At 61.3% G+C, this 26735-nt stretch carries 26 protein-coding genes; 8 read left to right on the top strand and 18 right to left on the bottom strand.

The window, feature by feature from the left end:
• Positions 1-182: 182 nt before the first annotated feature.
• On the top strand, positions 183-965 hold the full coding sequence (locus BWR59_RS20835; protein WP_081567525.1) for a DeoR/GlpR family DNA-binding transcription regulator: 783 nt from the start codon (positions 183-185) through the stop codon (positions 963-965).
• Here BWR59_RS20835 and BWR59_RS20830 read toward each other — a convergent pair.
• The 4 genes from BWR59_RS20830 to BWR59_RS20815 all read right to left on the bottom strand — a co-directional run bounded on the left by BWR59_RS20830 (position 962) and on the right by BWR59_RS20815 (position 6943).
• Positions 962-2455, bottom strand: coding sequence for a diguanylate cyclase (locus tag BWR59_RS20830; protein WP_081567524.1), 1494 nt, complete (start codon positions 2453-2455; stop codon positions 962-964). The genes BWR59_RS20835 and BWR59_RS20830 overlap by 4 nt on opposite strands.
• A gap of 365 nt (positions 2456-2820) precedes the next feature.
• Positions 2821-4155, bottom strand: a complete 1335-nt coding sequence (locus BWR59_RS20825; RefSeq protein WP_081567523.1) for an MFS transporter — start codon at positions 4153-4155, stop codon at positions 2821-2823.
• An 88-nt stretch (positions 4156-4243) separates the two neighbouring features.
• Entirely contained in the window at positions 4244-5797 is a 1554-nt protein-coding gene (locus tag BWR59_RS20820) for an altronate dehydratase family protein (protein ID WP_081567522.1), read from the bottom strand.
• 210 nt (positions 5798-6007) lie between these two features.
• Complete coding sequence (locus BWR59_RS20815) at positions 6008-6943, bottom strand: LysR family transcriptional regulator (protein ID WP_081567521.1); 936 nt, start codon at positions 6941-6943, stop codon at positions 6008-6010.
• 210 nt (positions 6944-7153) lie between these two features.
• Here BWR59_RS20815 and BWR59_RS20810 point away from each other — a divergent pair, with 210 nt between their 5' ends.
• The 3 genes from BWR59_RS20810 (at position 7154) to BWR59_RS32450 (ending at position 9457) form a co-directional block, all read left to right on the top strand.
• The gene (locus tag BWR59_RS20810) at positions 7154-8467 is read left to right on the top strand and encodes an L-fuconate dehydratase (RefSeq protein WP_081567942.1); all 1314 of its coding nucleotides are present in this window, start codon (positions 7154-7156) and stop codon (positions 8465-8467) included.
• A 205-nt stretch (positions 8468-8672) separates the two neighbouring features.
• Entirely contained in the window at positions 8673-9092 is a 420-nt protein-coding gene (locus BWR59_RS20805; protein WP_081567520.1) for a DUF202 domain-containing protein, read from the top strand.
• Positions 9089-9457 (top strand): DUF202 domain-containing protein, encoded by a 369-nt coding sequence (locus tag BWR59_RS32450; RefSeq protein WP_168184515.1) that lies wholly within the window; start codon positions 9089-9091, stop codon positions 9455-9457. Before BWR59_RS20805 ends, BWR59_RS32450 begins: the two co-directional genes overlap by 4 nt.
• A gap of 155 nt (positions 9458-9612) precedes the next feature.
• On the opposite strand, the gene BWR59_RS20795 is transcribed toward BWR59_RS32450, so the two are convergent.
• Positions 9613-10167 carry an Rrf2 family transcriptional regulator gene (locus BWR59_RS20795; protein WP_081567519.1) on the bottom strand — a complete coding sequence of 185 codons (555 nt, stop codon included), beginning with the start codon at positions 10165-10167 and terminating at the stop codon, positions 9613-9615.
• Between the two features lie 353 nt (positions 10168-10520).
• On the opposite strand from BWR59_RS20795, the gene BWR59_RS20790 reads away from it, so the two are divergent.
• The 3 genes from BWR59_RS20790 to BWR59_RS20780 all read left to right on the top strand — a co-directional run bounded on the left by BWR59_RS20790 (position 10521) and on the right by BWR59_RS20780 (position 13261).
• Positions 10521-11726, top strand: coding sequence for an NAD(P)/FAD-dependent oxidoreductase (locus BWR59_RS20790; RefSeq protein WP_081567518.1), 1206 nt, complete (start codon positions 10521-10523; stop codon positions 11724-11726).
• A gap of 155 nt (positions 11727-11881) precedes the next feature.
• The gene (locus BWR59_RS20785) at positions 11882-12634 is read left to right on the top strand and encodes a 3-oxoacyl-ACP reductase family protein (RefSeq protein WP_081567517.1); all 753 of its coding nucleotides are present in this window, start codon (positions 11882-11884) and stop codon (positions 12632-12634) included.
• Between the two features lie 39 nt (positions 12635-12673).
• The gene (locus BWR59_RS20780; protein ID WP_081567516.1) at positions 12674-13261 is read left to right on the top strand and encodes a TetR/AcrR family transcriptional regulator; all 588 of its coding nucleotides are present in this window, start codon (positions 12674-12676) and stop codon (positions 13259-13261) included.
• Here the strand turns inward: BWR59_RS20780 and BWR59_RS20775 are convergent, their stop codons facing one another.
• The 13 genes from BWR59_RS20775 to BWR59_RS20715 form a co-directional block, all read right to left on the bottom strand.
• A complete protein-coding gene (locus BWR59_RS20775; protein WP_081567515.1) occupies positions 13262-14857 on the bottom strand; it encodes a gamma-glutamyltransferase family protein in 1596 nt (531 codons plus the stop codon). It lies immediately after the preceding gene.
• A gap of 45 nt (positions 14858-14902) precedes the next feature.
• The gene (locus BWR59_RS20770) at positions 14903-15787 is read right to left on the bottom strand and encodes an ABC transporter permease (protein WP_081567514.1); all 885 of its coding nucleotides are present in this window, start codon (positions 15785-15787) and stop codon (positions 14903-14905) included.
• A complete protein-coding gene (locus tag BWR59_RS20765; RefSeq protein ID WP_081567513.1) occupies positions 15787-16731 on the bottom strand; it encodes an ABC transporter permease in 945 nt (314 codons plus the stop codon). Before BWR59_RS20765 ends, BWR59_RS20770 begins: the two co-directional genes overlap by 1 nt.
• Positions 16732-16774: 43 nt before the next feature.
• Entirely contained in the window at positions 16775-18274 is a 1500-nt protein-coding gene (locus BWR59_RS20760) for an ABC transporter substrate-binding protein (RefSeq protein ID WP_081567512.1), read from the bottom strand.
• Positions 18271-19392, bottom strand: a complete 1122-nt coding sequence (locus tag BWR59_RS20755; RefSeq protein WP_081567511.1) for an oligopeptide/dipeptide ABC transporter ATP-binding protein — start codon at positions 19390-19392, stop codon at positions 18271-18273. Before BWR59_RS20755 ends, BWR59_RS20760 begins: the two co-directional genes overlap by 4 nt.
• Positions 19389-20396: an ABC transporter ATP-binding protein gene (locus BWR59_RS20750; protein ID WP_081567510.1), complete on the bottom strand. Its 1008-nt coding sequence runs from the start codon at positions 20394-20396 to the stop codon at positions 19389-19391. Before BWR59_RS20750 ends, BWR59_RS20755 begins: the two co-directional genes overlap by 4 nt.
• Complete coding sequence (locus BWR59_RS20745) at positions 20393-21130, bottom strand: FCD domain-containing protein (protein ID WP_081567940.1); 738 nt, start codon at positions 21128-21130, stop codon at positions 20393-20395. Before BWR59_RS20745 ends, BWR59_RS20750 begins: the two co-directional genes overlap by 4 nt.
• A 439-nt stretch (positions 21131-21569) precedes the next feature.
• Positions 21570-22373 carry a 2,5-didehydrogluconate reductase DkgB gene (gene dkgB / locus BWR59_RS20740; protein ID WP_081567509.1) on the bottom strand — a complete coding sequence of 268 codons (804 nt, stop codon included), beginning with the start codon at positions 22371-22373 and terminating at the stop codon, positions 21570-21572.
• A gap of 222 nt (positions 22374-22595) precedes the next feature.
• A complete protein-coding gene (locus BWR59_RS20735; protein WP_081567508.1) occupies positions 22596-23135 on the bottom strand; it encodes a PaaI family thioesterase in 540 nt (179 codons plus the stop codon).
• Between the two features lie 295 nt (positions 23136-23430).
• Positions 23431-23988: a DUF1003 domain-containing protein gene (locus tag BWR59_RS20730; RefSeq protein WP_081567507.1), complete on the bottom strand. Its 558-nt coding sequence runs from the start codon at positions 23986-23988 to the stop codon at positions 23431-23433.
• Positions 23989-24169: 181 nt separating this feature from the next.
• The gene (locus BWR59_RS20725) at positions 24170-24376 is read right to left on the bottom strand and encodes a hypothetical protein (RefSeq protein ID WP_081567506.1); all 207 of its coding nucleotides are present in this window, start codon (positions 24374-24376) and stop codon (positions 24170-24172) included.
• Between the two features lie 122 nt (positions 24377-24498).
• Positions 24499-24981 carry a GreA/GreB family elongation factor gene (locus tag BWR59_RS20720; RefSeq protein WP_081567505.1) on the bottom strand — a complete coding sequence of 161 codons (483 nt, stop codon included), beginning with the start codon at positions 24979-24981 and terminating at the stop codon, positions 24499-24501.
• Positions 24982-25007: 26 nt separating this feature from the next.
• Positions 25008-25403 carry a hypothetical protein gene (locus BWR59_RS20715; RefSeq protein ID WP_081567504.1) on the bottom strand — a complete coding sequence of 132 codons (396 nt, stop codon included), beginning with the start codon at positions 25401-25403 and terminating at the stop codon, positions 25008-25010.
• A 113-nt stretch (positions 25404-25516) separates the two neighbouring features.
• Here BWR59_RS20715 and earP point away from each other — a divergent pair, with 113 nt between their 5' ends.
• Positions 25517-26665, top strand: coding sequence for an elongation factor P maturation arginine rhamnosyltransferase EarP (gene earP, locus BWR59_RS20710; protein ID WP_081567503.1), 1149 nt, complete (start codon positions 25517-25519; stop codon positions 26663-26665).
• Positions 26666-26735 lie beyond the last annotated feature (70 nt).

Here is a 26735-nt window from a genome sequence, read left to right as displayed (position 1 = left end):
AGACGCCGCGTTTCTCTGCGAAAACTGGGTGAATTATCGATGAGGTCTGATGGGCAGGTTTGTGCGTGCACACGTGCGCTGGTCGGATGCTGCGCGCCCCAACCGGCGTTTGACATTGCCGCCCACACCCCCGCATGCTCCTGCTCGTTTATGATCGATTCAGCTTGATGTCGAGGCCTCTTATGTCTGCCAATCCTGAAGCTTTTCCCGGCGAGCGTCAGCGCCTGATCACCGAACGCCTGGCCGTGCAGGGCAGGGTGATTGCGGCCGATCTGGCGGCGGAGTTCAATGTCTCCGAGCATTCGATCCGTCGAGATCTGGGCGCACTGGCGTCGGCCGGGTTGTGCAAACGGGTGTATGGCGGCGCGATTTCGCTGGCGTCCGATGGGCCGCTGACCGCGCGCATCGAGCACGAGCCCAATCGCAAGCGCGCGTTAGGCGTGGCGGCCGCGGGGCTGATGGGGGCCGGGCAGCATGTGTTCATCGATGGCGGCTCGACCAACCTTGCGATCGTGCGGGCGATCAATCCGCAATTGGCGCTGACCGTCACCACCAACTCCCCTGTTCTTGCCGTGGAGCTGATGAAGTTGCCGCTGGTGGAGGTGATTCTCTTGGGCGGTCGATTGAGCCCCATCGCTGGCAGCACCTACGGCTTCACCACTATCCAGCAACTGACCCATTTCAATTTCGACCTGTGCTTCATGGGTGCCTGTGCGCTGGATGCGGTGAAGGGGCTGACCGCGTTCGACATGGATGTGGCCGAGTTCAAGCGTGCCGTCGTGGCGCGCAGCGGGCAGGTGGTGGTGGCGGTGCTCAACGAGAAGCTGGCGAGCATCGCCCATTACCACGTCGCTCCCTGTGAGGAAGTGGGTGCGCTGGTGGTTGAGCACGATGCGCCAACCGATCGGCTGGAGCTGTTTCGCGGCAGGGTCGCGCAGATCGTCATGGCCCAGGCGAGCGTTTAAAGAGAGCCACCGCCCTGCCAGATCTCCGTGCGGTTTCGTCCCTCGTGCTTGGCGATGTACAGGGCCGCATCGGCACGTTCGACGAAGGCTTCCATCGTCGGGCATTCCTGGGTCTGACAGCCATAAACCCCAAGACTGATGCTGACAATGCCGCTGGGATTGCCCTGGTGTTCGATGGCGCGGGCGAGCACGGACTGACGAATCTTTTCTGCCAACTGGAACGCACCCTGGGCTTCGCTGTAGGGCAGGAACACGGCCATCTCCTCGCCGCCATAACGCACCGCCAGATCGCCGGTCCGGTTGAGGTTGCTGCGAATGCACTCGGCGACGGCGATGATGCATTTGTCACCCGCCACGTGCCCGTAATTGTCGTTGTAGCTCTTGAAGAAATCGATATCGATCATGATCAGGCTCAGCGGGTGCAGATTCGCCTGGCCATTGGCGAATTCCAGCCCGAGGATCTCCTGAAAGTGTCGACGGTTGGCGAGCCCGGTCAGGCTGTCCTGCAGCGCCAGTTTTTCCAGGGAATGACTGGCGATGCGCAGCTGTGATTCGGCGTTCAGACCGAAGCGAATCTGCTGGAACAGCAACACCCCGAACAGCAGATTGGCGACCACCACGCAGACGATGATCGCCAGTGAGCGCCAGGCGTATTGCCGCCATTCGTCGAGCACTTCGTGTTCCGACAATCCCGCCAGCACCACCAGCGGATATCGGTCCAGCCGCTTGTAACCGTACAGCCGTATTTCGTGGTCGAGGACCGATTGCACGGTCGCGGTGCCTTCGTAGCGCTCCTTCAGGTACTTGCGGAACAGTTCACCATCGGCGATTGACGCCCCCCGCACGTTTTCCATCGTCGGTCGTCGGGCCAGAACCGTACCGTCAGCCATCGCCAGGGTGATGACGCCCTTGGTACCGATGTCGAAGCGGTCGAAGAAACGGTCGAAATACGCGAGCTCGATGGTCGCCAGCACTACGCCTGCGAAGTTGCCGACCGAGTCGTTGACCCGTCGCGAAATGGGAATTATCCAGTCGCCCGTGGTGCGGCTGCGAATCGCCTGGCCGATGTGCGGCAGGCTGCTGTCCATGGTCTTGTGGAACTGGAAATACTCGCGGTCGGCGTTATTGGCGCCGACCGGCATGTGACTGAGCGAGGTGGCCGCCCAATTGCCGTCCTTGTCGTAGATGAACAGGCCCTGGATCTGCTCGACGCTGGCGGCGGTAGCGCGCAGGTATTCGTGCATGCGTGAGCTGGTGGCGGCACCGAAGCCGTCGTAGGAGAGGCGCTCGACAATTCCGGCGACGGGAATATCGGCCTGATCGAACGTGTCGTCGGCCTGCTGCGCCATCGATCGTGAGAGGTTGGCTGCGTTGGTATTGGCGATTTCCAGTTCATGGGCGCGGGTCTGGCGCAATTGCCAGAGCGTGATGCTGGTAATGGAGAAACACACCAGCACGGTGAAGAATCCCGCCAGCCACAACACAGGCATACGCTTCAGCCGCCTGCTCCTGGCGCCGAAGTCTGTCCCTTCTACTTGTCTCAAGCCCCGCCCTCACTGACGCCCACGATTTCAGACCCACCGCGCGGCCGAACGCTCCATGGTTCGGGCACACGGTACCGCAACAGCGACCGTCTGACAGAGATAGTAGGACAAGTATGGGATTTTGAAGGGAAAAGTCGTTGTTGATGTTTCGGGTGCAGGTGGATTAACGCGGATTCAAGCAAAGTGCCTGCTGCGGGAGGGAGCTTGCTCGCGAAGGCGGGATGTCAGCTGACAGATTGCTGACTAAAAAAACGCATTCGCGAGCAGGCTTCCTCTCACAGGTTATTCGGCGTCCCGAAAATTGCGGCCTATCAAACCTGCCGCCCCTGCACGTCATCCACCTGCGGCTGCCAATTTTTCTCCGCCGCACTGGTGTGGACCGGAATCGGCGCCTTGAGCAGGACGAAGTACGCGACCGCCGAGAGCAGGGCGACGATGGCGCTGACCGCAAAGGCTGTGGCGAAGGTCCCGGAATACTGGACGCTGAAGCCGGTGACGATCGGTGCCACGGAGCCTGCGATATAGCCGCCGAAGTTCTGGATCGAGCCCAGCGACGCCACACGTTTGGTGTCGACCACGGTGTTGACCACCATCCACGCCGTGGCGCTGGAGAGGTTGATGCCGAACAGCGCCAGGCAGAGCAGGGCGATGCAGCCGCCCAGGCTGGTGACGAATGTCAGAGGCAGGGTGAACACGGCAGCGAACACCAGCCCGCCGATCACCGTGTATTTGCGGCTGTTGAGCACGCCGACGCCACGCTTCACCAGGCGATCGCAGATACGTCCGGCCGCGATGGTGCCGATGGCGCCGAACACGTAGGCGAACGACACCACCCAGGCGGTCGAATAGGGATCAAGGCCGTGTTCGCGCTGGAAGTACCCCGGCAGCCAGGTCAGGTGTAGCCAGAGCATATAGATCACGCCCATGAAGCCCAGGAAGGTGCCCCAGGTGCTGCGATGCTTGAACAGGTCGAGCCAGCCGGCGAAGAACGATCCCTTGGGTGCCACATCGACGACCACAGGCTGGCGAGCGGCGTTGACCGGTTGTTCGCCACGGGCTTCCAGCTCCTTGAGGTATTGCGCGCGGCTCTTATAGAACATCAGCCAGCACAGCGCGAGAACGATCCCCAGCACGCCGGTGATGACGAACATGCCGCGCCAGCTGAAGTTGACCATGAACAGGGTCAGAACCGGCGGAGCCAGGCAAGGCCCGATACAGGTCGCCGACCAGACGATCCCGGTGGGTGTGCCACGCTCGTGTTCTTCGAACCACTCGTTGAGGGTTTTCGCCGCCGACGGAAACATCGGTGCCTCGCCGATCCCCAGCAGTACCCGCAGCGCGAAGAAGCCGCTGAAGCTGTTGATGAAGCCCGACGCCGTCTGTGCCACCGACCACACCAGCAGCGCGCCACCCAGCGCGATCTTGCTGCCGAGTTTGTCGATCACCATGCCCATCGGCAACTGCGCGAAGGCGTAGGCGAGGGAGAACGCCGACAACAGAATGCCCATCTCCGAAGGGCTGATCAGCATGTCTTTCTGGATCGAGGTGTTGGCGATGGACAGCGCGCTGCGGTCGAGATAATTGACGATCCCGAACAGCATCAGAAAGACGACGGTGATCGTCTGGTAGGTCTTGAGGGTTTTCATAGGCACCTTTTTTATTGTTGTCATGTTGCTGGCTGCCGTTCCGGATCACGGCCCGGCAGTGAATTTTTGACCCGGGTGTGTCAGGCCATCAGGTGATCGCGCCGATTTGCCAAGGCACGAACTCGTTCTGCCCATAGCCGTGTTGCTCGCTCTTGCTGCGTGCTCCTGAGGCGATGTCCAGCATCATCTGGAAGATGTATGCGCCGCGTTCTTCAATCGTGGTGCTGCCATCGGCGATCCCGCCGCAATTGACGTCCATGTCCTCCTGCTGGAATTCGAACACGCGGTTGTTGGTCGCCAGCTTGATCGATGGCGTGGGCGCGCAGCCGTACGCCGAACCGCGGCCAGTGGTAAACGCGATGAGGTTGGCGCCGCCCGCGACCTGGCCGGTGGCCGACACCGGGTCGTAACCTGGGGTGTCCATGAACACCAGGCCCTGCGCGCGGACCGCTTCGGCGTATTCGTAAACGCCCATCAGGTTGGTGGAGCCGGCCTTGGCCACGGCACCGAGGGACTTCTCCAGGATCGTCGTCAAGCCGCCTGCCTTGTTACCGGCAGAAGGGTTGTTGTTCAGTTCGGCATTCATGCGGCGGCAGTAGTCTTCCCACCAGTGAATGCGCTGGACGAGTTTTTCGCCGACCTCGCGGCTCACTGCGCGACGGGTCAGCAAGTGTTCGGCGCCATAGATTTCCGGGGTCTCCGACAGAATCGCCGTGCCGCCTGCTGCGACGAGGCGATCCACCGCATTGCCCAGCGCCGGGTTGGCGGTGATCCCGGAGTAGCCGTCAGAGCCGCCGCATTGCAGGCCGACGATCAAATGCCGGGCGCTGACGGTTTCGCGTTTGATCTGATTGGCCTGGGGCAGCAACGACTTCACCTGCTCGATGCCGCTGGTGATGGTTTTCGACGTGCCGCCGGTGCCCTGAATGGTGAACGCACGCAGTTGGTCAGAGGCCTTGAGGCCCTGGCTATCCAGCAGGTCCTGAATCTGATTGGTCTCGCAACCCAGCCCCACCACCAGCACTGCGGCGAAATTGGGGTGTACGGCATAGCCTGCCAGTGTCCGGCGCAGCAAATCTATGGCTTCGCCCTTGGAGTCGATGGCGCAGCCGGAGGAGTGGGTCAATGCCACGACGCCGTCGACGTTCGGGTAATCGGCCAGGGCTTCGGGATGTATGTCGCGACGAAACTGATCGGCAATCGCCCGCGCCACGGTGGCCGAGCAGTTCACCGACGTCAGAATGCCGATGTAGTTGCGGGTGGCAACCCGGCCGTCAGCGCGCACGATGCCTTGAAAGAACGCCTCGGTTGCGGGGATTTCATGGGCGTCGACGCCAAAGGCGTAATCGCGGGAAAAGTCTGACATCTCGACGTTTTGCACATGCACGTGCTGGCCGGCGTCGATGGGTTGCGAGGCAAAGCCGATGATCTGCCCGTAGCGGCGCAACGGCTGGCCTTGCTCGACGCGCACCGTCGCCACCTTGTGCCCGGACGGAATGTCCTGCAGTACGGTAATGCCTTCCTCTTCCAGTAGCGTGCCTTCGCTCAGCGCCTGCCGGGCAACCAGTACGTTGTCGAGGGGATTGAGCCGGATGACCAGGGCGCTGCTGTCGAACGCTGGAGTTTTGGCGATGAGTTCCATGCAGCCTCTCAGGACGGTTACCACCTGCGTCCAGGTTGCGACGCATCAAGAGCACAACGGCTCCCGGGGAGGGGACAACACCGTTACAGGCGGCGAAATTTTTCTTGTTAAAGGGCAGTTCGTGCTGCCCGGTTGTGAATCACTCTATGAAGCGTTTCGATAATTTCCCAATGAAAGGTTTCGATTGATCGATAACGGTTGGTTATCGAATCAGGTCGCTATTTGTCGATTGAGAAACGCCAGCAGACTTCGAACTGCCGCCGACGTCGGCCTGGCCCTGGAAGTGAGCAAACCCAGATTGGCCATCGCCAGTGGCAACTCGACCGGCAGCACCGCGATCATGCCGTAGCGAGCATAGTGCTCAGCGACGTCATTGGGCACCACCGCAATCATGTCCGAGGACTCGAGCATGGCCGTGGTGGCGAGGATCGAGCTGGTTTCGACGATGTCCAGTGGCTGAATCAGTTGTGCGGCCTTGAGCGCGTTTTCCACCTGACGACGCATCGGGCTGTCGATGGGGTGGAGGATCCAGGTCAGGGGTGCGAGATCGGCCAGCGCCGGTTTTTTCTTCGCGCTCAGCGGATGGCCGGGGCGGGCGATGATGCGCATTTGCTCGCCCTGTTCGAACAGCTGAATGTCCAGCCCCTGGCTGTCGAGCTGATCCGGCAGGCGCCCCAGCACGACATCGAAATCCCCCCGAATCAGCGCCGGCAGCAGCGTGTCACTGGTGCCGACTTCAATCGCCACGCGCACTTTGGGGTGCCGGGCCTTGAACGCCAGAACGCCACGCGTCAGCAAGGTCGGCACCGGGCCCATCACTGTACCGATACGCACCATGCCCGCTGCGCCGCGCGACAGTTCGGCGATCTGCGCCTCGGCGTATTCGAACTCATGCAGCGCGCCCTGGGCGTAACGAATCATCACTTCGCCGAACAGCGTCGGTTGCATGCCTCGGGGCAAACGCTCGAACAGTTGCACCCCGAGACGCTCCTCCAGTTGCTGCAACAGCAGGCTGGCGGCGGGCTGGGTGGTGTGGATCGCAGCGGCAGCCTTGCGCAGATTGCCCAGTGCGCCCAAGGCGTTAAGCAGGGCGATCTGGCGGCTGGAGATTTTCAGCGTGGCAAATTTCTCGGGTAGCTCAGACATATCGGATTTGATATTGATCGTTAGGATTTAGCGATTATGCCTGTATCGGTAATCGGCCTACAGTCGAAATCAATAGCCCTGCCATGACATGGACTCGGTCGCAGCAGCACGGCTTGCCAGCGGTGGCGATCTCGATTCCGCTAGCGCCGGCAAGCCGTGCTGCTCCAGGCGGGGTATCAGGAAATGGCTGAAAACAACAAGAGTGCACCCATGCAAATCACCTCCGTCTCCATCCGCGACATCCGCTTCCCGACCTCACTGTCTTTAGATGGCTCCGATGCAATGAACAGCGCGCCGGATTATTCCGCCGCCTACGTCGTACTGCACACCGATTCCTCCGAAGGCCTCGAAGGCCATGGCCTGACGTTCACCATCGGTCGAGGTAACGAGATTTGCGTCGCCGCCATTGAATCGCTGGCGCCGCGCATCGTGGGCCTGAGCCTTGAAGCGATTACCGCCGACATGGGCGCGTTCTGGCACGACGTCACCGCTGGCGATAGCCAGTTGCGTTGGCTCGGGCCGGAAAAGGGCGTGATTCATCTGGCGACCGCAGCGCTGGTCAACGCGGTCTGGGACCTGTGGGCCAAGGTCGAGGGCAAGCCGGTGTGGAAGCTGCTCGCCGACATGACCCCCGAGCAGTTGGTGAAGTGTCTGGACTTCAGCTACGTCACCGACGCCATCACCCCGCAAGAGGCCATTGCCTTGTTGCGTCGTCAGGCCCCGGGCAAGGCCAAGCGCGAAGCGCACATGCTGGCCGAGGGGTATCCGGGCTACACCACAGCGCCAGGCTGGCTGGGCTATACGGAAGAGAAGATGCGCCGTCTGGCTCGTGAGGCCGTGGCTGAAGGCTGGACCCACATCAAGCAGAAAATCGGTTCGGACATCGAAGAGGACCTGCGTCGCGCGGCCATTTTGCGTGATGAACTGGGTTGGGAACGCACCCTGATGATGGACGCCAATCAGGTCTGGGGCGTCGAAGAGTCGATCAGCAACATGCGCAGGCTGGCGGCGTACGAGCCTTGGTGGATCGAGGAACCGACCAACCCGGACGACATCCTGGGCCACGCCACCATCCGCCAACGCATTGCGCCAATTGGTGTGGCGACTGGCGAGCATTGCCACAACCGCGTCATGTTCAAGCAGATGTTCCAGGCCGGCTCGCTGGACTTCTGCCAGGTCGACGCCGCACGGCTGGGTGGGCTTAACGAGGTGCTGATCGTATTGCTGATGGCGGCCAAGTTCAACGTGCCGGTCTGCCCCCATGGCGGTGGCGTGGGCCTGTGCGAGTACGTGCAGAACATCTCGCTGTTCGACTACATCGCCGTTTCCGGTTCTCTGGAAAACCGCGTGCTGGAATACGTGGATCATCTGCACGAGCACTTCCTCGATCCGGTGGTGATCCGTCGCGGTCGCTACATGCCGCCGAAGCGCCCGGGCTACAGCATCGAGATGACAGCCGAAACGCTGGAGCGCTACCAGTATCCGAACGGGCCGGTGTGGGTGGATCTGGCTAATAAGCTGTAGCAGTCCGGCTTGCCGGCGGTGGCGTATGAATGATCGTTACCGCCGGCAAGCCGTGCCGCAACCAATGTCCACTGTCGCAGATGTACGGCTCCGGCTCCCGTGAGCTGGATGTTGCGGCCACTGGCACACCAATGTCGCTGCCGAGGCGGGCCTTTGGCGAGCATCATCGGTATGATCGCGGACATCTACCCGACCTCGGTGCGACATGAATTCTCCGGATCCAGCCAAAGTCCCTCCTTCTGTCACAGCCCCTCCTGATCGTGATCGTCTGTCCACGTCGCTGCTGGGCGGCGGTTGCGAGCCTGACCCGCGTTTCACACTGGCCAACGAGCGTACTTTTCTGGCGTGGATTCGCACCGCACTGGCGTTTCTGGCGGGCGGCATCGCCGTGGAAGCGTTCACTGGCGATGTGTTCAGCCCAGGGCTTCGGCGTGCTGTGGCGTTATCGTTGCTGCTGCTGGCAATGCTGGTCAGCGCCAGTGCCTGTATTCGCTGGTTGAAAGTGGAGCGCGCGATGCGTCATCGCAAGCCGCTGCCTTTACCGGTATTGGTGCCGATTCTGTCGCTGGGCGGCGCACTGGTTGCCGCAGGGCTGATCGTCTTCCTTATATATGGCGCCTCGTGAGCCGGCGCAGTCTGCCCGTTACCCCGATCACGCTGGGGCATGACGATCCGGGGTTGCAACCGGAGCGCACGCTGCTGGCCTGGCGGCGTACGCTGCTGACGCTGATCGTGGTCTGCACCCTCTTCCTGCGCTGGATTCCGCACTTCGGCCTGATCGCCTTGCTGCCGATCATCGTCTCGCTGGCTGCCAGCCTGATGATCCAGATCGCCCTCAACTCCCGCTACCGAAAAAGCGCCCGCGGCCTCAAGAACGAACGCATTCCTGCGCCGCTGCGAGAAGTGGTGGTGCTGGGCGCAACCGTGGTGGTGCTGAGCGTGGTGGGGATTTATGCGGTGCTGTTTGTTGAGCTGACACGGCCTCTGTAGCATTCCGGCTTGCCGGCGGAGGCGGACTCAAAATCGCTACCGCCGGCAAGCCAGGCTGCTACAGGGGCATGGGCATATTTCAGGTTCGCAATGGTGACTGACACACCGCGTTCGCGAGCAAGCTCTCTGCCACGGATTAGTGGCGCACCCGCTGGTTAATCATCCACCTGCACCACCGCGATGCTGTCACCCGCTGCGCCTGCACGACTCTCCTTGCGCTCACTCAGCCAGCCGCTGATCTGACCGGCGAACTCGGCCGGCGCCTTGCGCCCTGTGCGGCGGGCCAGGTCAAGAATGGTCTGCTGATCCAGCGCTTCTTCCATACGCTTTTGCGCGGTCAGCATCGCGGCGTTGATGCCGCAGATGCCTTCGGTCGCCCATTGCGGCGCACAACCGTCGAACACCGCGCAGCGCCCGCGAATGTCCCGGCAATCGAAAATAAGCTTGCGCCCGTCAATGGCGGTGACGATGTCCAGCAGGGTGATTTCGTCCGACGGCCGCCCGAGCCTGAAACCCCCACGCACGCCTTCGGTCGCGACCACCAGTTTCGCTTTCGCCAGCTTGGTGAACACCTTCGCCAGGTATTCCTGTGGTACGCCCTGCAGGTCGGCCAGATCCCGGACGCTGGCCTCGCGACTGTCGCCACGCTCATCCACCAGATAAAGCAGGCAGTGAATGCCGTACTCGACACCCGCGCTATAAAGAGACATTTGAATCTCCGACTGAATTGATCGTGCAAAAGCTAACAATTTGACGGGGCCATCGCAAGGTATGCAGAGGTTGAATGACGGGCGGTGAAGCCTTAGCCCAGCTAAGTGAGAAGTGCCGATAGACGGTAATGTGGTTCAACTATCTGATTTAAAAATAATTTATTTGATGATTACTCGCGCTCCATTGCTGAGGTGACAAAAAATAGCTTGCTGAAATTAACTCCGATCAATAGAGTCGTAGTTGTCCTGAGGCGGTCGCCAACTCCGACCGGAACGAACCAGCGCTGGCCCATGCAGCTTTCAGCTCATCAGGCCGCTGCTGAAAACGACCTATTTCTTCTTTGGAGCACACAATGAAAAAGCAAATCCTGATTGTCGGCGCGGGTTTTGGCGGAATGTGGAGCGCGCTGAGCTCCATGCGTCTGCTGGACAAACACGATCGCAGCGACGTCGAAGTCACTGTGCTGGCGCCAGAAGCCGTGCTGGGCGTCCGTCCTCGTTACTACGAGCAGGAAGTGCATCAGATGCAGTCGCCGTTGGGCCCACTGTTCGATGCAGTCGGCGTCAACTTCATCAAAGGCATGGCCGACACCATCGACGTGGCGGCCAGGAAAGTCAGTTACACCGATGCCAGTGGTGCAAAGACCTCCATCAACTACGACAAACTGGTTCTGGCCACCGGCAGCCGAGTGGTTCGTCCTGCGTCTGTGCCGGGCGTCGAGCACGCGTTCGACGTCGACCTGATGGCCGAAGCCACCCGCCTCGAACAGCACATCAAGGCATTGGCCCAGCAACCTGAGTCCGCACCGCGCAATACCGTCGTGGTCGCGGGCGGTGGCTTCACCGGGATCGAAACCGCAACCGAAATGCCAGCCCGGCTGCGTGCCGCACTCGGCGCCGATGCAAAGGTTCGGGTGATCATCGTCGACCGTGGCGAGAAGGTCGGCGCTGCGCTGGGCGCGAACATCAGCCCGTCGATTATCGAAGCCACCGAAACTCTGGGCGTGGAATGGGTGATCAATGCATCGGTGGCGTCGGTGGACAGCAATGGGGTGACCCTGGCCGATGGTCGCCGCATCGACGCCAAGACCGTGGTCTGGACCGTCGGTGTGCGCGCCAGCTCCCTGACCGAACAAATCCCCGGTGAGCGCGACGCATCTGGCCGTCTGCATGTGGACCGTAACCTGAAAGTCATTGGCCAACAGGACATCTTCGCCACGGGTGATACCGCCTACGCTGCCACCGACGAGGAGGGCAACTTCGCCCTCATGACCTGCCAGCACGCGATCGCACTGGGCCGTTCGGCCGGCAACAACGTCGCTGCCGACCTGTTGGGCGAAGCGCCGATTCCCTACAGCCAGGTCAAATACGTGACTTGCCTGGACCTCGGCGCCTGGGGCGCGGTGTACACCGAAGGCTGGGACCGTCAGGTCAAGCTGATCAAGCAGGAAGCCAAAGAACTCAAGCAGCAGATCAACTCGGTATGGATCTACCCTCCCGTGGCCGAGCGCGAAGCGGCGCTGGCTGCAGCGGATCCGATGATCCCTGTCGTCGCGTAAACAAGTGGTAAACACGAAGGCGCCTACGGGCGCCTTTTTTGCATCTGATAGAGAAAATTATGGATTAAATTATCTTTTATAGGTTGATTTTTAATAGCTGCCTGGGCGCTAATAGGTCTGTTATAGATAAATTAATCCACTAAAGGTGTCATGAAATGACCGTCCCATCCCAACGCTTCACCAGCAAGACGGCCCTCGTTACAGGGGGCTCCCGTGGTATCGGTGAGGCCATCGTGCGTCGTCTGGCAGAAGAGGGCGCCGCCGTTGCCTTCACCTATTCCGCTTCTGCCGACAAGGCCAATGAGCTGGTCGCCAGCATTCGCGACCAAGGTGGCAAAGCCTTGGCGATCAAGGCCGACAGCAGAGCAGCAGTAGATATCGAGCGCGCGGTCACAACCACTGTCGAGCAGTTCGGCGGGCTGAACATCCTGGTCAACAACGCGGGGATCCTCGGCCTGGGGTCGGTCGATGATTTCAGTGTCGAAGCGCTGGACGAGATGTACGCGATCAATGTCCGAGCAACCTACATCGCCGCCAAGGCAGCGTCGAAAGTCATGAACCGTGGCGACCGCATCATCACGGTCGGCAGCGTGGCAGGGCAGCGTTCGGGATTCCCCGGGTCGAGCGCGTATTCCATGACCAAGTCAGCGATCACCGGTATGATTCGCGGCCTGGCATTGGACTTCGCCCCACGCGGGATCACTGTCAATAACATCCAGCCGGGTCCGACCGCCACCGACATGAATCCGCCCGACGCGCCCTATCTTGATCACGCCATCGCACTGGTGCCTCTGGGACGATTGGGCAGGGCGGACGAAATCGCCAGCATGGCCGCGTACCTGGCCAGCGACGATGCATCGTTCGTGACCGGCGCGAGCCTGACCGTGGACGGCGGGTATCTCGCCTGATTTCAGGCAAACGTCGCACCTTCAACCCTGAGGCAGCCCATGGCAAGACCGAGACAATTCGACCGTGACGAGGCGCTGCTTCAGGCGATAAGAGTGTTCTGCGACAAAGGTTTCGCGGCGGCTTCGACCGAAGCGCTGATGGCAGCGATGAACCTGAGCCGACAAAGCATGTACAACGCGTTCGGCGACAAGCGCCAGTTGTACATCGAGGCGATGCAGCAGTATCAGGCCAACAGTATCAGCGACCTGATCTGGCGCCTGAGCAAGGACGCCACGCCGTTGGAATCGCTGCGTAACACGCTGTTGTCGTTCGCCTCCCGCGCCGAAAGGGAAGGGACTTCAGGCTGCATGGGGGTCAATGCGATCTGCGAGTTCGGGATGAGTGACGAAGAGCTCAATCAGCTCTGCGCCAGTTCGGGAAAAACCCTGCGGGCGGCGATGGAGCGGACCTTGAAACTGGCCGTCGAACAGCAACAGATCCCGGCGACTATCGACATCGCCGGGGCCTGTGATTTCCTGCTGTCGACCCTCAATGGCATGAAGGTCAGCGCCAAGGGCGGGGCCAGCCGCGAGCAGTTGCAGGCGATTGCCGAGTTTGCGGTTCGGGCCTTGGGGCCAGCAATCTAATCAATACGCCGCCACCAACCCATCCTTGCGCGGATCGGTCCCACCCACATACCCGTGGGCGGTGCGCTGAATGATCTGCGCGCCGCCGAAGGCGAACACGCCGCTTGGGTCTTCGATCTCCACTTCGTGCCCTTTGGCGCGCAGTTCTTCAACCACCAGGCGATCGAACGAACGCTCCACGGCGACTTTCAAGCCTTCCTCGATCCTCCAGCGCGGCGCATCGGCGGCGGCTTGCGGGTTCTGTTTGTAGCGCAGGATGCGCATCATCATTTGCAGATGCCCTTGGGCCTGCATCGGGCCACCCATCAGGCCGAACGACATCAATGGCGTGCCGTCGGCGTTCATTACGAAGCCCGGAATGATGGTATGGAAAGGGCGTTTGCCCGGCGCGACGACGTTGACGTGCTCGGGGTCGAGGCTGAAACCGGCACCACGGTTCTGCAGGCTGATGCCGGTGCCTGGCACGACGACGCCGGAGCCGAAGCCCATGTAGTTGGACTGGATGAACGAGACCATCATGCCGCTCTCGTCGGCGGCAGAGAGGTATACCGTTCCGCCAGCCTTGGGCGCGCCGTGCTGAGGGTCGGCGGCCTGTTCGGTGACCAGCGAGGCGCGCTCCATCAGGTAGGCCGGGTCCAACAGGTGCTCGGACTTCAGGCGCATGTGGTCGTTGTCGGCCACGTGGTGGTTGAGGTCGGCCAGCGCCAGTTTCATGGCTTCCAGCACCGGGTGCACGGTCTCGACGCTGTCCACGGCGTGTTCGCCGACCCCGAGGGCTTCGAGCATGGTCAGGCCGGCGAGGGTGGCGATGCCCTGGCCATTGGGCGGCAGTTCGTGAACCACGGCACCGGCGTAGGGCACCGAAATCGTGTCGATCCAGTCGACGCTGTGATTGGCCAGGTCTTCCAGGCTCATCACGCTGCCGTTGGCGTTGGCATGGGCGATGATCGCCTGGGCCAGCTCGCCGCGGTAGAACGACTCGCCCTTGGTTTCGGCGATCAGCTCCAGCGTGTTGGCGTGGTCCTTCAGGGTGATCTTTTCCCCGGCTGCAGGTGCCTTGCCGTCCGGCAGGAAACACTCGGCGAAACCTGGCTGATCCTTCAACAGCGCGCCGCCACGACGCCACAATTCGGCAATGATCGGGGTGACCTGATAGCCGTTGCGGGCATAGCCGATTGCGGGTGCCGCGAGGGTCGCGAAAGGCAGTTTGCCGTAGCGCTCGGACAGCGCGACCCAGGCCGACACCGCGCCTGGCACGGTCACCGAATTCCAGCCGCGCTGCGGCATTTCTGTTTCTTGGGCGAAGTGCTCCGGCGTCCACTTTTGCGGCGAGCGGCCGGAAGCGTTGAGGCCTTGCAGTGTCTTGCCGTCCCAGACGATGGCAAACGCATCGCTGCCGATGCCACAGCCGGTCGGCTCGACCACAGTCAGCACCATGGCGGCGGCAATCGCGGCGTCTACGGCATTGCCGCCGCGACGCAGCATGTCCAGGCCTGCCTGAGCGGCCAGTGGCTGCGAGCAGGCGACCATGTTGTTGCCCATCACCGGCGAGCGGGCGGACGCATAAGGTTGGCTGTAATCCAGATCATCGAACATGAATTCATCTCTTTGGCAGTTGATAGCTTTAGGTCGGATGGCGAGTCAGCTTTTCGGGTCGAGTGCGTCACGCAGCCCGTCGCCCAGCAGGTTGAAGCACAGCACGGTGATGTAGATCGCCACGCCCGGCGCGATGGACATCCACGGCGCCTGCTCCATGAAGTTTTTTGCGGTGTTGAGCATCGAGCCCCAGGATGGCGAGGGCGGTTGCTGGCCCAGGCCGAGGAACGACAGGCTGGCCTCGGCCAGAATCGCCGAAGCGATGGTCAGCGTCGCCTGCACCACCAGTGGCGAGAGCACGTTGGGCAGCACGTAGCGAAGGATGATCCAGCGGTCCGGCAGACCGATGGCGCGTGCGCCTTCCAGATAATCCTCGTGACGGATCGCCAGCACCTGGCCGCGAGTCAGGCGGGAGAAAATCGGCATCGCCGACAGGCCGATGGCGATCATCGCGTTGGTCAGGCTTGGGCCGAGAAACGCACCCAGTGCAATCGCCAGCACCAGAAACGGACAGGACAGCAACGCTTCCATGATTCGCGAAATAACAGCGTCCAGTTTGCCGCCGAAGTACCCGGCCAGCAGGCCCAGGGGCACGCCGATGATCATGGCAATGGCAACCGAAACGCCTCCCGCCAACAGCGAACTGCGCGCGCCCCACAGCAGTCGGGAGAACAGGTCGCGCCCCAGTTCATCGGTGCCCAGCCAATACATCATCGACGGCGCTTTGCGCACTGCGAGGAAGTTGGCTTTCAGCGGATCGTAAGGTGCGATCCAGGGCGCCAGCAGCGCTGCGAGGATGAACACGATCAATACCACCGCGCCGATCACCGCGCCCTTATTGGCGAGGAATTTCTTCACGAACGGGGAGCGAGTACGCGGCTTCAACGACTCTTTGACGGGCACTGCAGGATTGACGGCAATCGAGGTCATCAGGCAGTCCTCAGGCGTGGATTGATCAGGCGATAGAGCACGTCGGCCAGCAGGTTCAGCAGTAGAAAGCCGATGGCCACGCACAGCACCACGCCTTGCACCACGGCGTAATCGCGATTGAACACGGCATCGACGATCATCTTGCCGAAGCCCGGAATGCTGAACACTTGCTCGGTGAGCACCGCACCCCCCAGCAACTCGCCGAACAGCAGTGTGGTCAGGGTTACGATGGGCATCAGCGCATTGCGCAAGGCGTGCTTGAGAATCACCGTGCGCGGGAACAGACCCTTGGCTCGCGCCGTGCGCACATAGTCGGCCCTCAACACTTCGAGCATGGCGCTGCGGGTGTGACGCATCAGCACGCCGGACAGCCCCGCGCCGAGCACGAACGCCGGGAGAATCAGGGTTTTCAGGTTCTGCCCGACGTCCTCACCCAATGGCACGAAGCCCGACGCTGGCAGCCATTGCAACTTCACGGCGAAGATCATGATCAGCAGAATTCCCAGCCAGAAATGCGGAATGGAAATCCCCGACAACGCAAAGACGTTGGCCGCGTAATCGGTCGCCGTGCCTTTGCGCACGGCGGAAATCACCCCGGTCGGAATGCCGATCAGCAACGCGATGATCAGCGCCAGCACCGCCAGTTCGAGGGTCACCGGCAGCTTGGACGCCAGCAGCGTGGTCACCGGTTGCTCCGTGCGCAGCGAGGTGCCGAAGTCACCTTGCAGCACATTGCCCACCCAGTGGACGTACTGCAGCGGCACCGGATCGTTGAGCCGGTATTTCTCGCGCAGGTATTCCATCACCGCCGGGTCGCGCTCTTCGCCGGCCATGGCTTGCACCGGATCGCCCGGCAACAGCTTTTGCAGGGTGAAGACGAACAGCGAGACCAGGATCAACGTCGGAAGGGCACTGAGCAGACGTCGCAGAATGAAAATCAGCATGGCGATTCCTCGCGGCCGCAGCGGTTATCCACAGGGGCCATGATCATTTGAAGGCGACGTTGTTCAGGCGAATCAAACCATCGGGATTGGGCACGAAACCGGTCAGGTTGCTGCGCATGGCGATGATTCGCGGATCGAAATACAGGTAGCTGGTCGGCACGTCGTCGGCGAGCAGGCGCAGGGCTTCGAAATACAGCGCCTGACGCTGTGCCTGATCGTTAACGGTGCGGGCCTTGTTCAGCAGTTCGTCGAGTTTCGGGTCGCAGAAATGGGCGTCGTTCTGACCGCCCTTGCAGGTCACGAACTGATGGATGTCGCCATCCGGATCAGGCCGGCCAGACCAGGCGCTCATGCCGATCTGAAAGTTGCCCGCCTGTTGTTCGCTGAGCAGCGTGGCGTATTCGGTGGCGATCAGGTTGACCTTGAAACCGGCTTCTTCGGCCATGGCCTGAATGATCTGCCCAACCTGTTGCGCGATGGGGTTGTTGGCGACCTTCAGCTCGACATTGACCGGCGTCTTCACGCCTGCTTCGGCCAGCAGCTTCTTGCTCGCTTCAACGTCTCGCGCTGGCAGCGGCAGGGACTTGTCGTAGTACGGGCTGTTTTTCGGGAACGGCTGCGCGCTCGGTGCGTACAGGCCTTCGAACACCACCTGATTGATCGCGTCGCGATCGATGGCCAGCTCGAACGCCTTGCGCACGCGCTTGTCCTGGCCCATGGGATTATTGGCCTTGTCGCCGTTGTTGGTGTTGTACATCAGCTGCATGTAGCCCAAGCCCGGCGTGCTGAAGACCTGCACATGGCTGTCGGCCTTGGCGGTCTTCACGTCAGTCGGCGCCACGCGCTCGATGATGTCCAGATCTCCGGAACGCAGGTTCGCCAGACGCACCGAGGTGTCCGGAATCGGCAGGAAAATCACCTTGTCGAAATGGTAGGCCTGCTTGTTCCAGTAGTTGTCGAAACGCTCCAGCACGATGCGATCCTGCTGTACACGCTGGACGAATTTGTACGGGCCGGAGCACACCGGTTTCGAGCCGACATCGGTGGCCGAGGCTTTGGGCGCGAGCATCATTCCGGCGCGGTCGGAGAGCTGGGAAATCAGCGTGGCGTCTGGCTGCTTGACCTTGATCGCCACGGTTTTCGCGTCGATCACATCCACGCTTTCCACCGACGACAGCTCGCTCTTGCGTAGCGAGTCGGGCAGGGTGCGGGCGCGGTCCAGGTTGAACTTCACGGCGGCGGCGTCGAACGCTTCGCCATCGTGAAACGTCACGCCGTCGCGCAGGGTCATGGTCAGCGTCTTGCCATCTTCGCTCCAGTTCCAGGCCGTGGCCAGTTGCGGGACGTAGGTGAGGTCCGGGCTGATGTCCACCAGCTTGTCGCACAGGGCGGTGTACACCAGACGCCCCGAGTAGGTGCGCGAGCGATGCGGGTCAAGCACGTCAGGATCGTCCTGGATGCCAATGCGCAGGGTGGTTTCGGCGACAGCAGCATTCGCAGCGAGCAGCAACAAGGTGGTTGTCATCAGGTGGGCGAACTTCATGGCTGACTCTCCAGAGAAAGGGCTTGATGGCTTTTGAACAGATTCAGGCGTTGGCTGTAGGCGGCGCTGGGCGTTGGCACGATCAGCGAACCGGCGCCGGCGTTGGCGATTTCGCGCCAGTAATGGCAGGCGACCTGACGTCCCGGCTCGACGGTCTCGAAGGTCGGCTTGAGTTCGCGGCACAGCGGCCTGGCGTGCGGACAACGGGTATGAAAGCGGCAGCCTGACGGCGGCTTGCTCGGGCTTGGCATGTCGCCCCCGAGCAGCGGCCGAGGGCGGCGCAAATCCGGATGGCTGACCGGTACAGCCGCCATCAGCGCCTGGGTGTAGGGATGGAACGGCGTCTCGAACAGCGCGTTGACCGGTGCCAGTTCGACGATTTCGCCGAGGTACATCACTGCCACTCGGTCGCTCATGTGGCGGATCACGGCCAGGCCGTGGGCGACGATCAACAGGGTCAGGCCGAACTGATGCTTGAGGTCTTCCAGCAGGTTGACCACCTGCGCCTGCACCGACACGTCCAGCGCCGACACCGGTTCGTCGCCGAGGATCAGCCTTGGCTCGGAGGCCAGAGCACGAGCGATGCCGATGCGCTGACGCTGACCACCGGAGAACTCATGGGGGAAGCGACTGCCATGCTCCGGCGCCAGGCCAACCGTGCGCAGCAGTTCGGCGACTTTGTCCTGACGCGCGCTGCGGCTGTCGTCTCGGTGCAGCCAGATCGGCTCGCCAATGATCGATTCCACACTCATGCGCGGGTTCAGCGACGCGAACGGGTCCTGAAAGATGATCTGCAGATCGCGACGTACCTGACGCAGCTTGTCGGCAGGCAAATTACCCAGATTGCGTCCTTCGTAAATCACATCGCCTGCGGTGGGTTTGAGCAGGTTCAGCAGCACGCGGCCCAGAGTCGATTTGCCGGAACCCGACTCGCCTACCAACGCCAGCGTCTCACCTCGACGCACCGCCAGAGACACTTCATTCACCGCCTGCACCGGTGGCTTCTTGCGCTGGAACAAACCCGTTTCGCTGTGGAAATGTTTACTCACAGCGATGCTTTCCAGAATCGGCTGTTCCAGCGCATCGGCATCGGCGGTTTTTTTCTGTGACAGGTTCATGCGCTGACTCCCAGATGCTGTTCCAGTGGCGCTCGAATGCAGGCGGCGAAGTGGCCGTCGGAGAGTTCCAGCAGGGGCGGGCGAGCTTCGTGACAGGCGCTGATGACGAACGGGCAACGGCTGGCAAAGCGGCAACCGCTGGGCATTTCCGCAGGTGTCGGCACACGACCATTGATCGTCGCCAGTCGTCCTTCGCGCGGGCCTACCGAAGGCATCGAACCCATCAGGCCGATGGTGTAGGGATGCTGCGGGTCGTCGAACAGGGTCTTCACCGAACCGCCTTCCACCACGCGACCGGCGTACATCACCATCACCTCGTCGGCGACTTCCGCGACGACCCCGAGGTCGTGGGTGATGAGGATCATCGAGGTGCCGGTCTCTGCCTGAAGGCTGGCGACCAGCGACAGGATCTGCGCCTGAATGGTTACGTCCAGCGCGGTGGTCGGCTCGTCAGCGATGATCAATGCCGGGTCGTTGGCCAGGGCCATGGCGATCATCGCGCGCTGACGCATGCCACCGGAGAGTTCGTGGGGGTAAGCGTCCAGACGCTGTTGTGCGTCGGGCACGCGGACTTTTTCAAGCATTTCCAGTGCGCGTTTTCGGGCAGCGCTGGCAGACACGCCCTGATGGCGCATCACACTTTCGGCGATCTGCTCGCCAATGGTGAAGACCGGATTGAGCGAGGTCATCGGCTCCTGAAAGATCATCGCCATGCGATTGCCGCGTACGTCCAGCAGGCGCTCATCGGACATGCCCAGCAGAGCCTCGTCGAGCAGGTTGGAGGCGCGGGCCTCGACGTTCGCAGTGTCGGGCAGCAGGCCCATCAGAGCCATCGATGTCACACTTTTGCCGCAGCCGGACTCACCGACAATCGCCAGGGTTTTACCCGCCTTGATGGAAAAGGACACGCCGTCGACCACGTTGGCCGGCGCATCCTTGAAGCGCACGGTGAGGTCGCTGACGCTCAGTACTGCGCGTTGCTGATCGCGAGGGGTGTCGCTCATACGCTGGCCTCAAGGTCTTGTTGAATGACGTGGTCGAGGGCTTGCTGCAACGCGCGCAGATGACCGCGCATGGCAGTGGCGGCCTTGACCGGATCGCGGGTTTCGATGGCACTGACGATGTCGTCGTGATCGTGGCTGTAGGTGTCCAGCCGGTCGGCGTTGCGGGCGCGTTGGCGCAGGTCGCGCCAGGCAGGGTCGAGGCGGATGGCGTCGAGCATTTCGAAGATATCCAGCATCAAGCGGTTGCCGGCGGCTTCGGCGATGCCGCGATGCAGCGCGCTGTCCCACAGCTCAATGCCCTCGGCGTCGATCTCGGTCGCGTGCTGCTGGCGCTCAGTGCGTTCGGCGAGGCGGCGCAGGATCGCCATCTGTTCTCCGTTGGCCCGTAGCGCGGCGAGTGAGGCGAGCGCGGGCTCCAGATACAGGCGCGCTTCCATGACCTCGCTGAAATTGGTCCGGCTCGACAACTTGGCAAAACTCATCGCGGCACTGGGCGGGGTAGGGCCGACGAAGGTGCCTTTGCCCTGGCGGCGCCAGATCTGGCCTTCGGCTTCAAGCACCGCAAGGGCGCGTCGAATCGCACGGCGACTCACACCGAAATCCACCGCCAGTTCGCGTTCGGTAGGCAATGCCCGCTGGGGGAACGCCGCCTGTTGCGCCACCATCTGGCGCAGCGCATCAAGGGCCATTTTCGACGAGTTGTCGTGAGGGGCGTCAGTCTCGAACCTTTCCATCATGGTCTCTCGTGACAGGATGAAATCAGGGGCCAGTTGCAGCGCAAGGCTGCGAGTAGCGATGGAAGGGCGAGTGCAATAGCGATGCCAATGGAAATTGGTTCGGCTGGAAAATGCGCGGTTCAGACGTGTCGAAGCCAGCACTTGAGGCCCCTTGGGCCAATCGCCAAAGGTTCACAAGCTTGGTTCGCGGGAGGAGGTGCGATTGGTTCGGGGAATAAGTGAACCAATTTTTCGCAGGTGTTACGTAGGTGCCTGATTATGGTTCGGGTGCATTGTTACGGGGCGCGGTTCGAGTCCTTCCAGATTCTTTCACTGGGTAATGAACAGCAGCGAACCTCTGTAGCAGCACGGCTTGCCGGCGCTGGCGTTTTTGACGTCGCTGCCGCCGGCAAGCCGGACTGCTACAGGAATTTGATCTGCTGTTGAATCGAGGCGATCAATCCCACTGCGGCGCCAGGCTTGCCGGGCTGGTCAGGCGATGGCCGCGATCCAGTCGGGCGATCTGGGCCATGTCTTCGTTGCTGAGCTTGAGGTCGACCGCCTTGAGATTGCTTTCCAGGTTCTCGCGTTTGGTCGACGACGGAATCACCGCGTAGCCCAGTTGCATGGCCCAGGCCAGGGTGACTTGCGCAGGTGTCGCGTTGTGACGCTGGGCGATCTGCTGGATTACCGGGTCCTTGATGACTTCGCCGTAGGCCAGGGTCATGTACGACGTGATCTGGATGCGCTGCTGCTGAGCGAAACCCACGACGGCGCGGTTCTGCAGATACGGATGCAGTTCGATCTGATTGGTGGCGATGTTCTCGGCGCCCACCGCTGCGATGGCTTCTTTCATCAACGCGATGGTGAAGTTGGACACACCGATCTCGCGGGTCAGGCCCTGCTGCTTCGCTTCCAGCAGCGCGCCCATGAATTCAGCGACCGAAACCTTGCCGCCCGGTGACGGCCAGTGGATCAGGGTCAGGTCGACATAGTCGGTTCTCAGCTTCGCCAGGCTTTCCTTGAGGCTAGGGATCAGCTTGTCGGCGGCATAGTGGTCGGTCCATATCTTGGTGGTGATGAAGAGGTCTTCACGGGGGACGCCGCTTTGCGCGATGGCCTGACCGACTTCGGCTTCGTTGCCGTAAATCTGCGCGGTGTCGACGACGCGGTAGCCCAGTTCAAAGCCGGTCGTGACCGAGTCGATTACAACCTGGTCCTTCAAGCGAAACGTGCCCAGGCCAAATGCAGGAACAGTCATGTGGATACTCCATTGCGTCGGTGGGAAATCTGAAGCCCAGTATCCCGGTTCGATCGCAGCGGAAAAACCGGGCAATCGGAAAGGGACTTTTGACTGCAAATCACGAATGAGGAGTACCCGGGGCTGTAGCCGTCCGGCTTGCCGGCGGTGATGTTTCTGATGTCGCCACCGCCGGAAAGCCGTGTTGCTACAGGCGGTGGTGTTCGATCACGTCGCGCCCGGTCAGCGGTTCATGTCGAGAATCATGCAGGTGGTGGTGCCGATGGCATACAGGCGGCCATCGGCGTCGTAGATTCTGCCCTCGGCCAGTGCCGTGGAGCGCCCGACGTGCACCACCGTCCCTTCGGCGCGAATCGGGCCGGTCTTGTTGTTGAGGGCGCGGATGTAACTGATGCGCAGGTCGAGGGTGGTGTAGCCCTGGCCCTTCTTCAATTGGGTGTGAATCGAACAACCCATGCACGAATCCAGCAGCGTTGCAGCGTATCCGCCATGCACTGTCCCCAGCGGGTTGTAATGTTGTGGGCCAGGCGTGCCCTGAAAGACGAAGCGCCCCGGCGTCCATTCGATGGGCACGAAATCCATCAACTCACCGATCGGCGGGTGCGGGTAAAGACCGCTGCCGATGCCGTCGAAAAATTCCTGCGGCGTCAGTTGGGCAACGTCTAACAGGCTCATGCTCCCGGCCTTGCCGAGACGGGCGCGCATTTCTTGTTCCTGGGCTTGCCAGAGGGCCAGGGTTTCTTCGCGAGAGGTGCTTTGCATGGGCGTGCGCTCCGGGAGACATCCGGCGGTGTGCCGGAAAAATTACAGGCATAATCCCGCTCTTCCATTACGACCGCAATATCATAAGTGTCCACACACTGCCCAAAGTGCCCGGACAGGGATGACTCGGCGAAATGCGATGTCTCGGTGATATTGAAATAGCCCTGTCGATTTGCCGCGATGCGTTCAAGGACCTGCAGGGCGGTAACCGGTGAGTCAGGTGATTCGGGGGCACTGATTTTTGTGGGAGGGAGTCGCGCAGGATCAGTTATCTGTTCCTTGAAGGACAAGGTGCTCAGACATGTCCATCCTTTTTCACGAAATGCTTGTGCATGTCTGCCGTCAGCGCTTCCACACGTTCGGTCAGCACCTTGGTCATTTCTGTCAGGCGGGTGTTCTGTTCCAGCAGTTCGAGCATCTGTGCGGTGTTCTGCGCCGCGCGGGCCATGCGTTCTTCGTTGGCAACGGCCAGGGCTTCGCGGTGTTGAGCGTCGGCGTCGGAGCTGGCTTTGTCGCGCGCGGCCTGGCGGGTCTGGGCCAGCAGAATCAAGGGCGCGGCATAAGCCGACTGCAGGCTGAACGCCAGGTTGAGCAGGATGAACGGATAGACGTCAAACTTCACCAGACCGCTCAGGTTGGCGCCGACCCACAACAGCACGAGCACTGTTTGTGCGCCCAGGAAAGTCGGCGTGCCGAAGAACCGCGCAAAGGCCTCGGCCTTGAGGGCAAAAGCATCATTGCCGAAGGTCGGAGCCAGATGCGCATGGCCTTTGTGAAAGCGCAGGTGATCGGGTTTCGCAGGCTCAACTGGGGCAGTGGTGTCGGGCGTGACGGACTCGGGCGCAGCGGACATGACAGGTACCTGAAGGCAGAAAACATCTGCCCACTATAGGCCCGTGTCCTGCGGCTTTGTACTGAACCTGAGCTGAACGCTTCATGACCAGAGTCGCGTATCTGCAGCTGCACGGCGGGTCGGCAGGGTGGATCTGAAGGATGTCACCGCCGACAAGCCGTGCTGCCACTTGATTGCATCGTCAATCCACCGGATCGGGATACATGGGCTTGGACCGCGACATGATATTGGCGTAGTCGTACACATATTGGCGGCCCGCGTGACTGGTCATGCGCAGGCGGTCGATCAGTTGTCGCTCTTTCTTGTTCAGGTATCTCAACCCTTGGTGGTCACTGGACTTGAGGCGATCACGTTCATGGGCGTCAGGGAAAGTGATGACGTTCGTCATGAAATATCTCCTTGGTTAAATCCGTGGGTCCGGCTCCATATTCCGGGTTCACCGTTTGTCGTGCGACTGCGCACCATACCCACAAAAAGTCAGACCCTTCAACCCTGCAAATGATCAACGGATCACACCACGCGCATGACCTCGAACGACTGTCGGCTGCCATTGACGCTTATCTCGACTTCATCGCCGTCGAACTTGCCCAGCAGGTTCTGCCCCAGCGGCGCCTTGGCAGTGATCACGGTGATCAGCGTCTCATCGACAGTGATTTTCAAGCCTGCGGCATCTGGTCCCAGAAACAGGTGCTGTTCGACGCCACTGACCGACTCCAGCACGATCAGATCCCCCGGCTGAATGCCGCGCGCCTCGTCGAACGGCTTGAGCACCAGAGTCTTGTAGAGCGTCAGCGACTGGCGAATTTCCTCGACTCGACGCGCCTGCCCGGCGGCCAGATACGAAGCCTCCAGGCCCAGCGTGTCGTACTTGTTTTCGGCGATGTTCTCTTCGTGGGTCGCGGTTTCGTACGCGGTTTGCGCGGCACGAATGGCGACGTCCAGATCAATTTCGAGTCTTTCGATGATCCGTTGCAGGACCTGCTGCTTGTTCATGAATGCTGCTTTTCTCGTGGAGGGGGTCAACCGCAGAACTGATAAATCGCCGCGCGGCTTTTCTCGCTGGGGGCGGTCTGGTTCTGCTGCATCCAGAACTGGCACTTGGGCCCGTTGAAGCTGCGCTGACGTTCGACCTGTTCGGCCTCCTGCGCCTGACGCGCCTCACTGTCGCGCAGCATCTGCCGGTACTGGTCGAACATCGGGTTGTCGCTTTCAGGCCTGGGTTTGGCGCCGGGAGGGTTGGTCAGCTGGGCCGCTGCGTTATTCAGTGCTTGAGTCTGCTCGGCGGGCAAGACCTTGTAGATCAACCAGGCCGTCAGCGCGACCGCCAGAAATCCGAGCCAGATCCCGGCGGCGATGGACAGAACCAGCTTCAATGGGTGGAGCGTGACGGACAATTCGCGATGATTGACGTACATGACAGACTCCCGACTTGTATGACGTTGGCGCCGATTGTCGCACGACCGGGGCTGGTGATTCTGCGTCGTTATGACGGACAATCCGCTTTTTTGAACATCCTCAGGGAGCCCGGATGAAAGCCTCTTGGGATATTTTCTGTACCGTTGTGGATAACTTCGGCGATGTGGGCGTGACCTTTCGTCTGGCCCGACAGCTGGTCGCCGAACATGGGATGGACGTGCGTCTGTGGGTAGACGATCTCTCGGCGTTCGCACGCTTGTGCCCCGGGGCTGACGCGACGGCCGAGCAGCAGTGGCATGCCGGCGTCAACGTGTGTTTCTGGGCCAAAGACTGGCAGCCTGCCGAGCCTGCGGATGTGGTCATCGAGGCCTTCGCCTGCCATCTTCCCGCCGCCTATATAGAGGCCATGAAAGCGCGCAACCCGCGCCCGTTGTGGTTGAACCTCGAATACCTCAGTGCTGAGGAGTGGGTCACCGGGTGCCACGGTTTGCCCTCGCTGCAATCGAGCGGCATTCAGAAATTCTTTTTCTTCCCGGGCTTCAGGACCACCACCGGCGGGTTGCTGCGCGAAACCGGGCTGATCGAGCGACGCCATGCCTTCGAGCAGAATCCTGCCGCTAAACAGGCATTCCTGGCTGATCTCGGGATTTATCCACAGGCTGTTGATTCAAACGGCCCGACACGGCTGATCTCCCTGTTCGCCTACGAGCATGCAGGATTGGGCTCGTGGCTGGACTGCTTGGCCGGCGCTTCCCGGCTCACCCACCTCCTGGTGCCGGAAGGGCGGGTCATCGGCGATGTCGAACGATGGCTGGGCATCGAAAGCCTCAAAGCGGGCGCCGTGCAGGTGCGCGGCAACCTGACCGTTCAGGTTCTGCCCTTCGTGCGCCAGGAAGATTACGACCGTCTGCTGTGGTGCTGCGAGTTCAACGTGGTACGTGGCGAAGACTCTTTCGTCCGCGCGCAATGGGCCGGGCGGCCGCTGATCTGGCACATCTACGAGCAGGACGACGACGCCCATTGGGCCAAGCTGGATGCCTTCCTGGAGTTGTATCTGGCGGGATTATCGGCTGCGGCCGGGGAGGCGCTGACCCAAGTCTGGCGCAACTGGAATGCGGTGCAGGACATGACGCAAAGCTGGGAAACCCTGGAAAATCACCAGGGTGAGCTGGCGGCCCATGCCGAGCGGTGGTGTCTGGAACAGGCCTTGCAGGACGATCTGACGACTGCGCTAGTACACTTTTACCGAAATTGGATATGATACGCGGCCTTGTATTAAGCCCTGTACGAAAAGTGGCTTTTCGTACAGGGCTTAGAAAGTACTTCAATCC

Origin of the sequence: Pseudomonas sp. Bc-h (assembly GCF_002080045.1) — a bacterium.
Taxonomy (GTDB): Bacteria; Pseudomonadota; Gammaproteobacteria; order Pseudomonadales; family Pseudomonadaceae; genus Aquipseudomonas.
Note: the sequence above shows the minus strand (reverse complement) of the source record. Positions and strands in the feature narration are given on the sequence as shown.

What these genes read in the sequence shown, in the direction of transcription:
- BWR59_RS20730 (WP_081567507.1), bottom strand. Translation starts at nt 23,988, where the DNA reads ATGTCCGCTGCGCCCGAGTCCGTCACGCCCGACACCACTGCCCCAGTT.
- BWR59_RS20830 (WP_081567524.1), bottom strand. Translation starts at nt 2,455, where the DNA reads ATGCCTGTGTTGTGGCTGGCGGGATTCTTCACCGTGCTGGTGTGTTTC.
- BWR59_RS20825 (WP_081567523.1), bottom strand. Translation starts at nt 4,155, where the DNA reads ATGAAAACCCTCAAGACCTACCAGACGATCACCGTCGTCTTTCTGATG.
- BWR59_RS20775 (WP_081567515.1), bottom strand. Translation starts at nt 14,857, where the DNA reads ATGTTCGATGATCTGGATTACAGCCAACCTTATGCGTCCGCCCGCTCG.
- earP (WP_081567503.1), top strand. Translation starts at nt 25,517, where the DNA reads ATGAAAGCCTCTTGGGATATTTTCTGTACCGTTGTGGATAACTTCGGC.
- BWR59_RS20785 (WP_081567517.1), top strand. Translation starts at nt 11,882, where the DNA reads ATGACCGTCCCATCCCAACGCTTCACCAGCAAGACGGCCCTCGTTACA.
- BWR59_RS20770 (WP_081567514.1), bottom strand. Translation starts at nt 15,787, where the DNA reads ATGACCTCGATTGCCGTCAATCCTGCAGTGCCCGTCAAAGAGTCGTTG.
- BWR59_RS20745 (WP_081567940.1), bottom strand. Translation starts at nt 21,130, where the DNA reads ATGGAAAGGTTCGAGACTGACGCCCCTCACGACAACTCGTCGAAAATG.
- BWR59_RS20755 (WP_081567511.1), bottom strand. Translation starts at nt 19,392, where the DNA reads ATGAACCTGTCACAGAAAAAAACCGCCGATGCCGATGCGCTGGAACAG.
- BWR59_RS20735 (WP_081567508.1), bottom strand. Translation starts at nt 23,135, where the DNA reads ATGCAAAGCACCTCTCGCGAAGAAACCCTGGCCCTCTGGCAAGCCCAG.
- BWR59_RS20725 (WP_081567506.1), bottom strand. Translation starts at nt 24,376, where the DNA reads ATGACGAACGTCATCACTTTCCCTGACGCCCATGAACGTGATCGCCTC.
- BWR59_RS20835 (WP_081567525.1), top strand. Translation starts at nt 183, where the DNA reads ATGTCTGCCAATCCTGAAGCTTTTCCCGGCGAGCGTCAGCGCCTGATC.
- BWR59_RS20820 (WP_081567522.1), bottom strand. Translation starts at nt 5,797, where the DNA reads ATGGAACTCATCGCCAAAACTCCAGCGTTCGACAGCAGCGCCCTGGTC.
- BWR59_RS20805 (WP_081567520.1), top strand. Translation starts at nt 8,673, where the DNA reads ATGAATTCTCCGGATCCAGCCAAAGTCCCTCCTTCTGTCACAGCCCCT.
- BWR59_RS20795 (WP_081567519.1), bottom strand. Translation starts at nt 10,167, where the DNA reads ATGTCTCTTTATAGCGCGGGTGTCGAGTACGGCATTCACTGCCTGCTT.
- BWR59_RS20790 (WP_081567518.1), top strand. Translation starts at nt 10,521, where the DNA reads ATGAAAAAGCAAATCCTGATTGTCGGCGCGGGTTTTGGCGGAATGTGG.
- dkgB (WP_081567509.1), bottom strand. Translation starts at nt 22,373, where the DNA reads ATGACTGTTCCTGCATTTGGCCTGGGCACGTTTCGCTTGAAGGACCAG.
- BWR59_RS20715 (WP_081567504.1), bottom strand. Translation starts at nt 25,403, where the DNA reads ATGTACGTCAATCATCGCGAATTGTCCGTCACGCTCCACCCATTGAAG.
- BWR59_RS20760 (WP_081567512.1), bottom strand. Translation starts at nt 18,274, where the DNA reads ATGAAGTTCGCCCACCTGATGACAACCACCTTGTTGCTGCTCGCTGCG.
- BWR59_RS20810 (WP_081567942.1), top strand. Translation starts at nt 7,154, where the DNA reads ATGCAAATCACCTCCGTCTCCATCCGCGACATCCGCTTCCCGACCTCA.
- BWR59_RS20765 (WP_081567513.1), bottom strand. Translation starts at nt 16,731, where the DNA reads ATGCTGATTTTCATTCTGCGACGTCTGCTCAGTGCCCTTCCGACGTTG.
- BWR59_RS20750 (WP_081567510.1), bottom strand. Translation starts at nt 20,396, where the DNA reads ATGAGCGACACCCCTCGCGATCAGCAACGCGCAGTACTGAGCGTCAGC.
- BWR59_RS20720 (WP_081567505.1), bottom strand. Translation starts at nt 24,981, where the DNA reads ATGAACAAGCAGCAGGTCCTGCAACGGATCATCGAAAGACTCGAAATT.
- BWR59_RS20780 (WP_081567516.1), top strand. Translation starts at nt 12,674, where the DNA reads ATGGCAAGACCGAGACAATTCGACCGTGACGAGGCGCTGCTTCAGGCG.
- BWR59_RS20815 (WP_081567521.1), bottom strand. Translation starts at nt 6,943, where the DNA reads ATGTCTGAGCTACCCGAGAAATTTGCCACGCTGAAAATCTCCAGCCGC.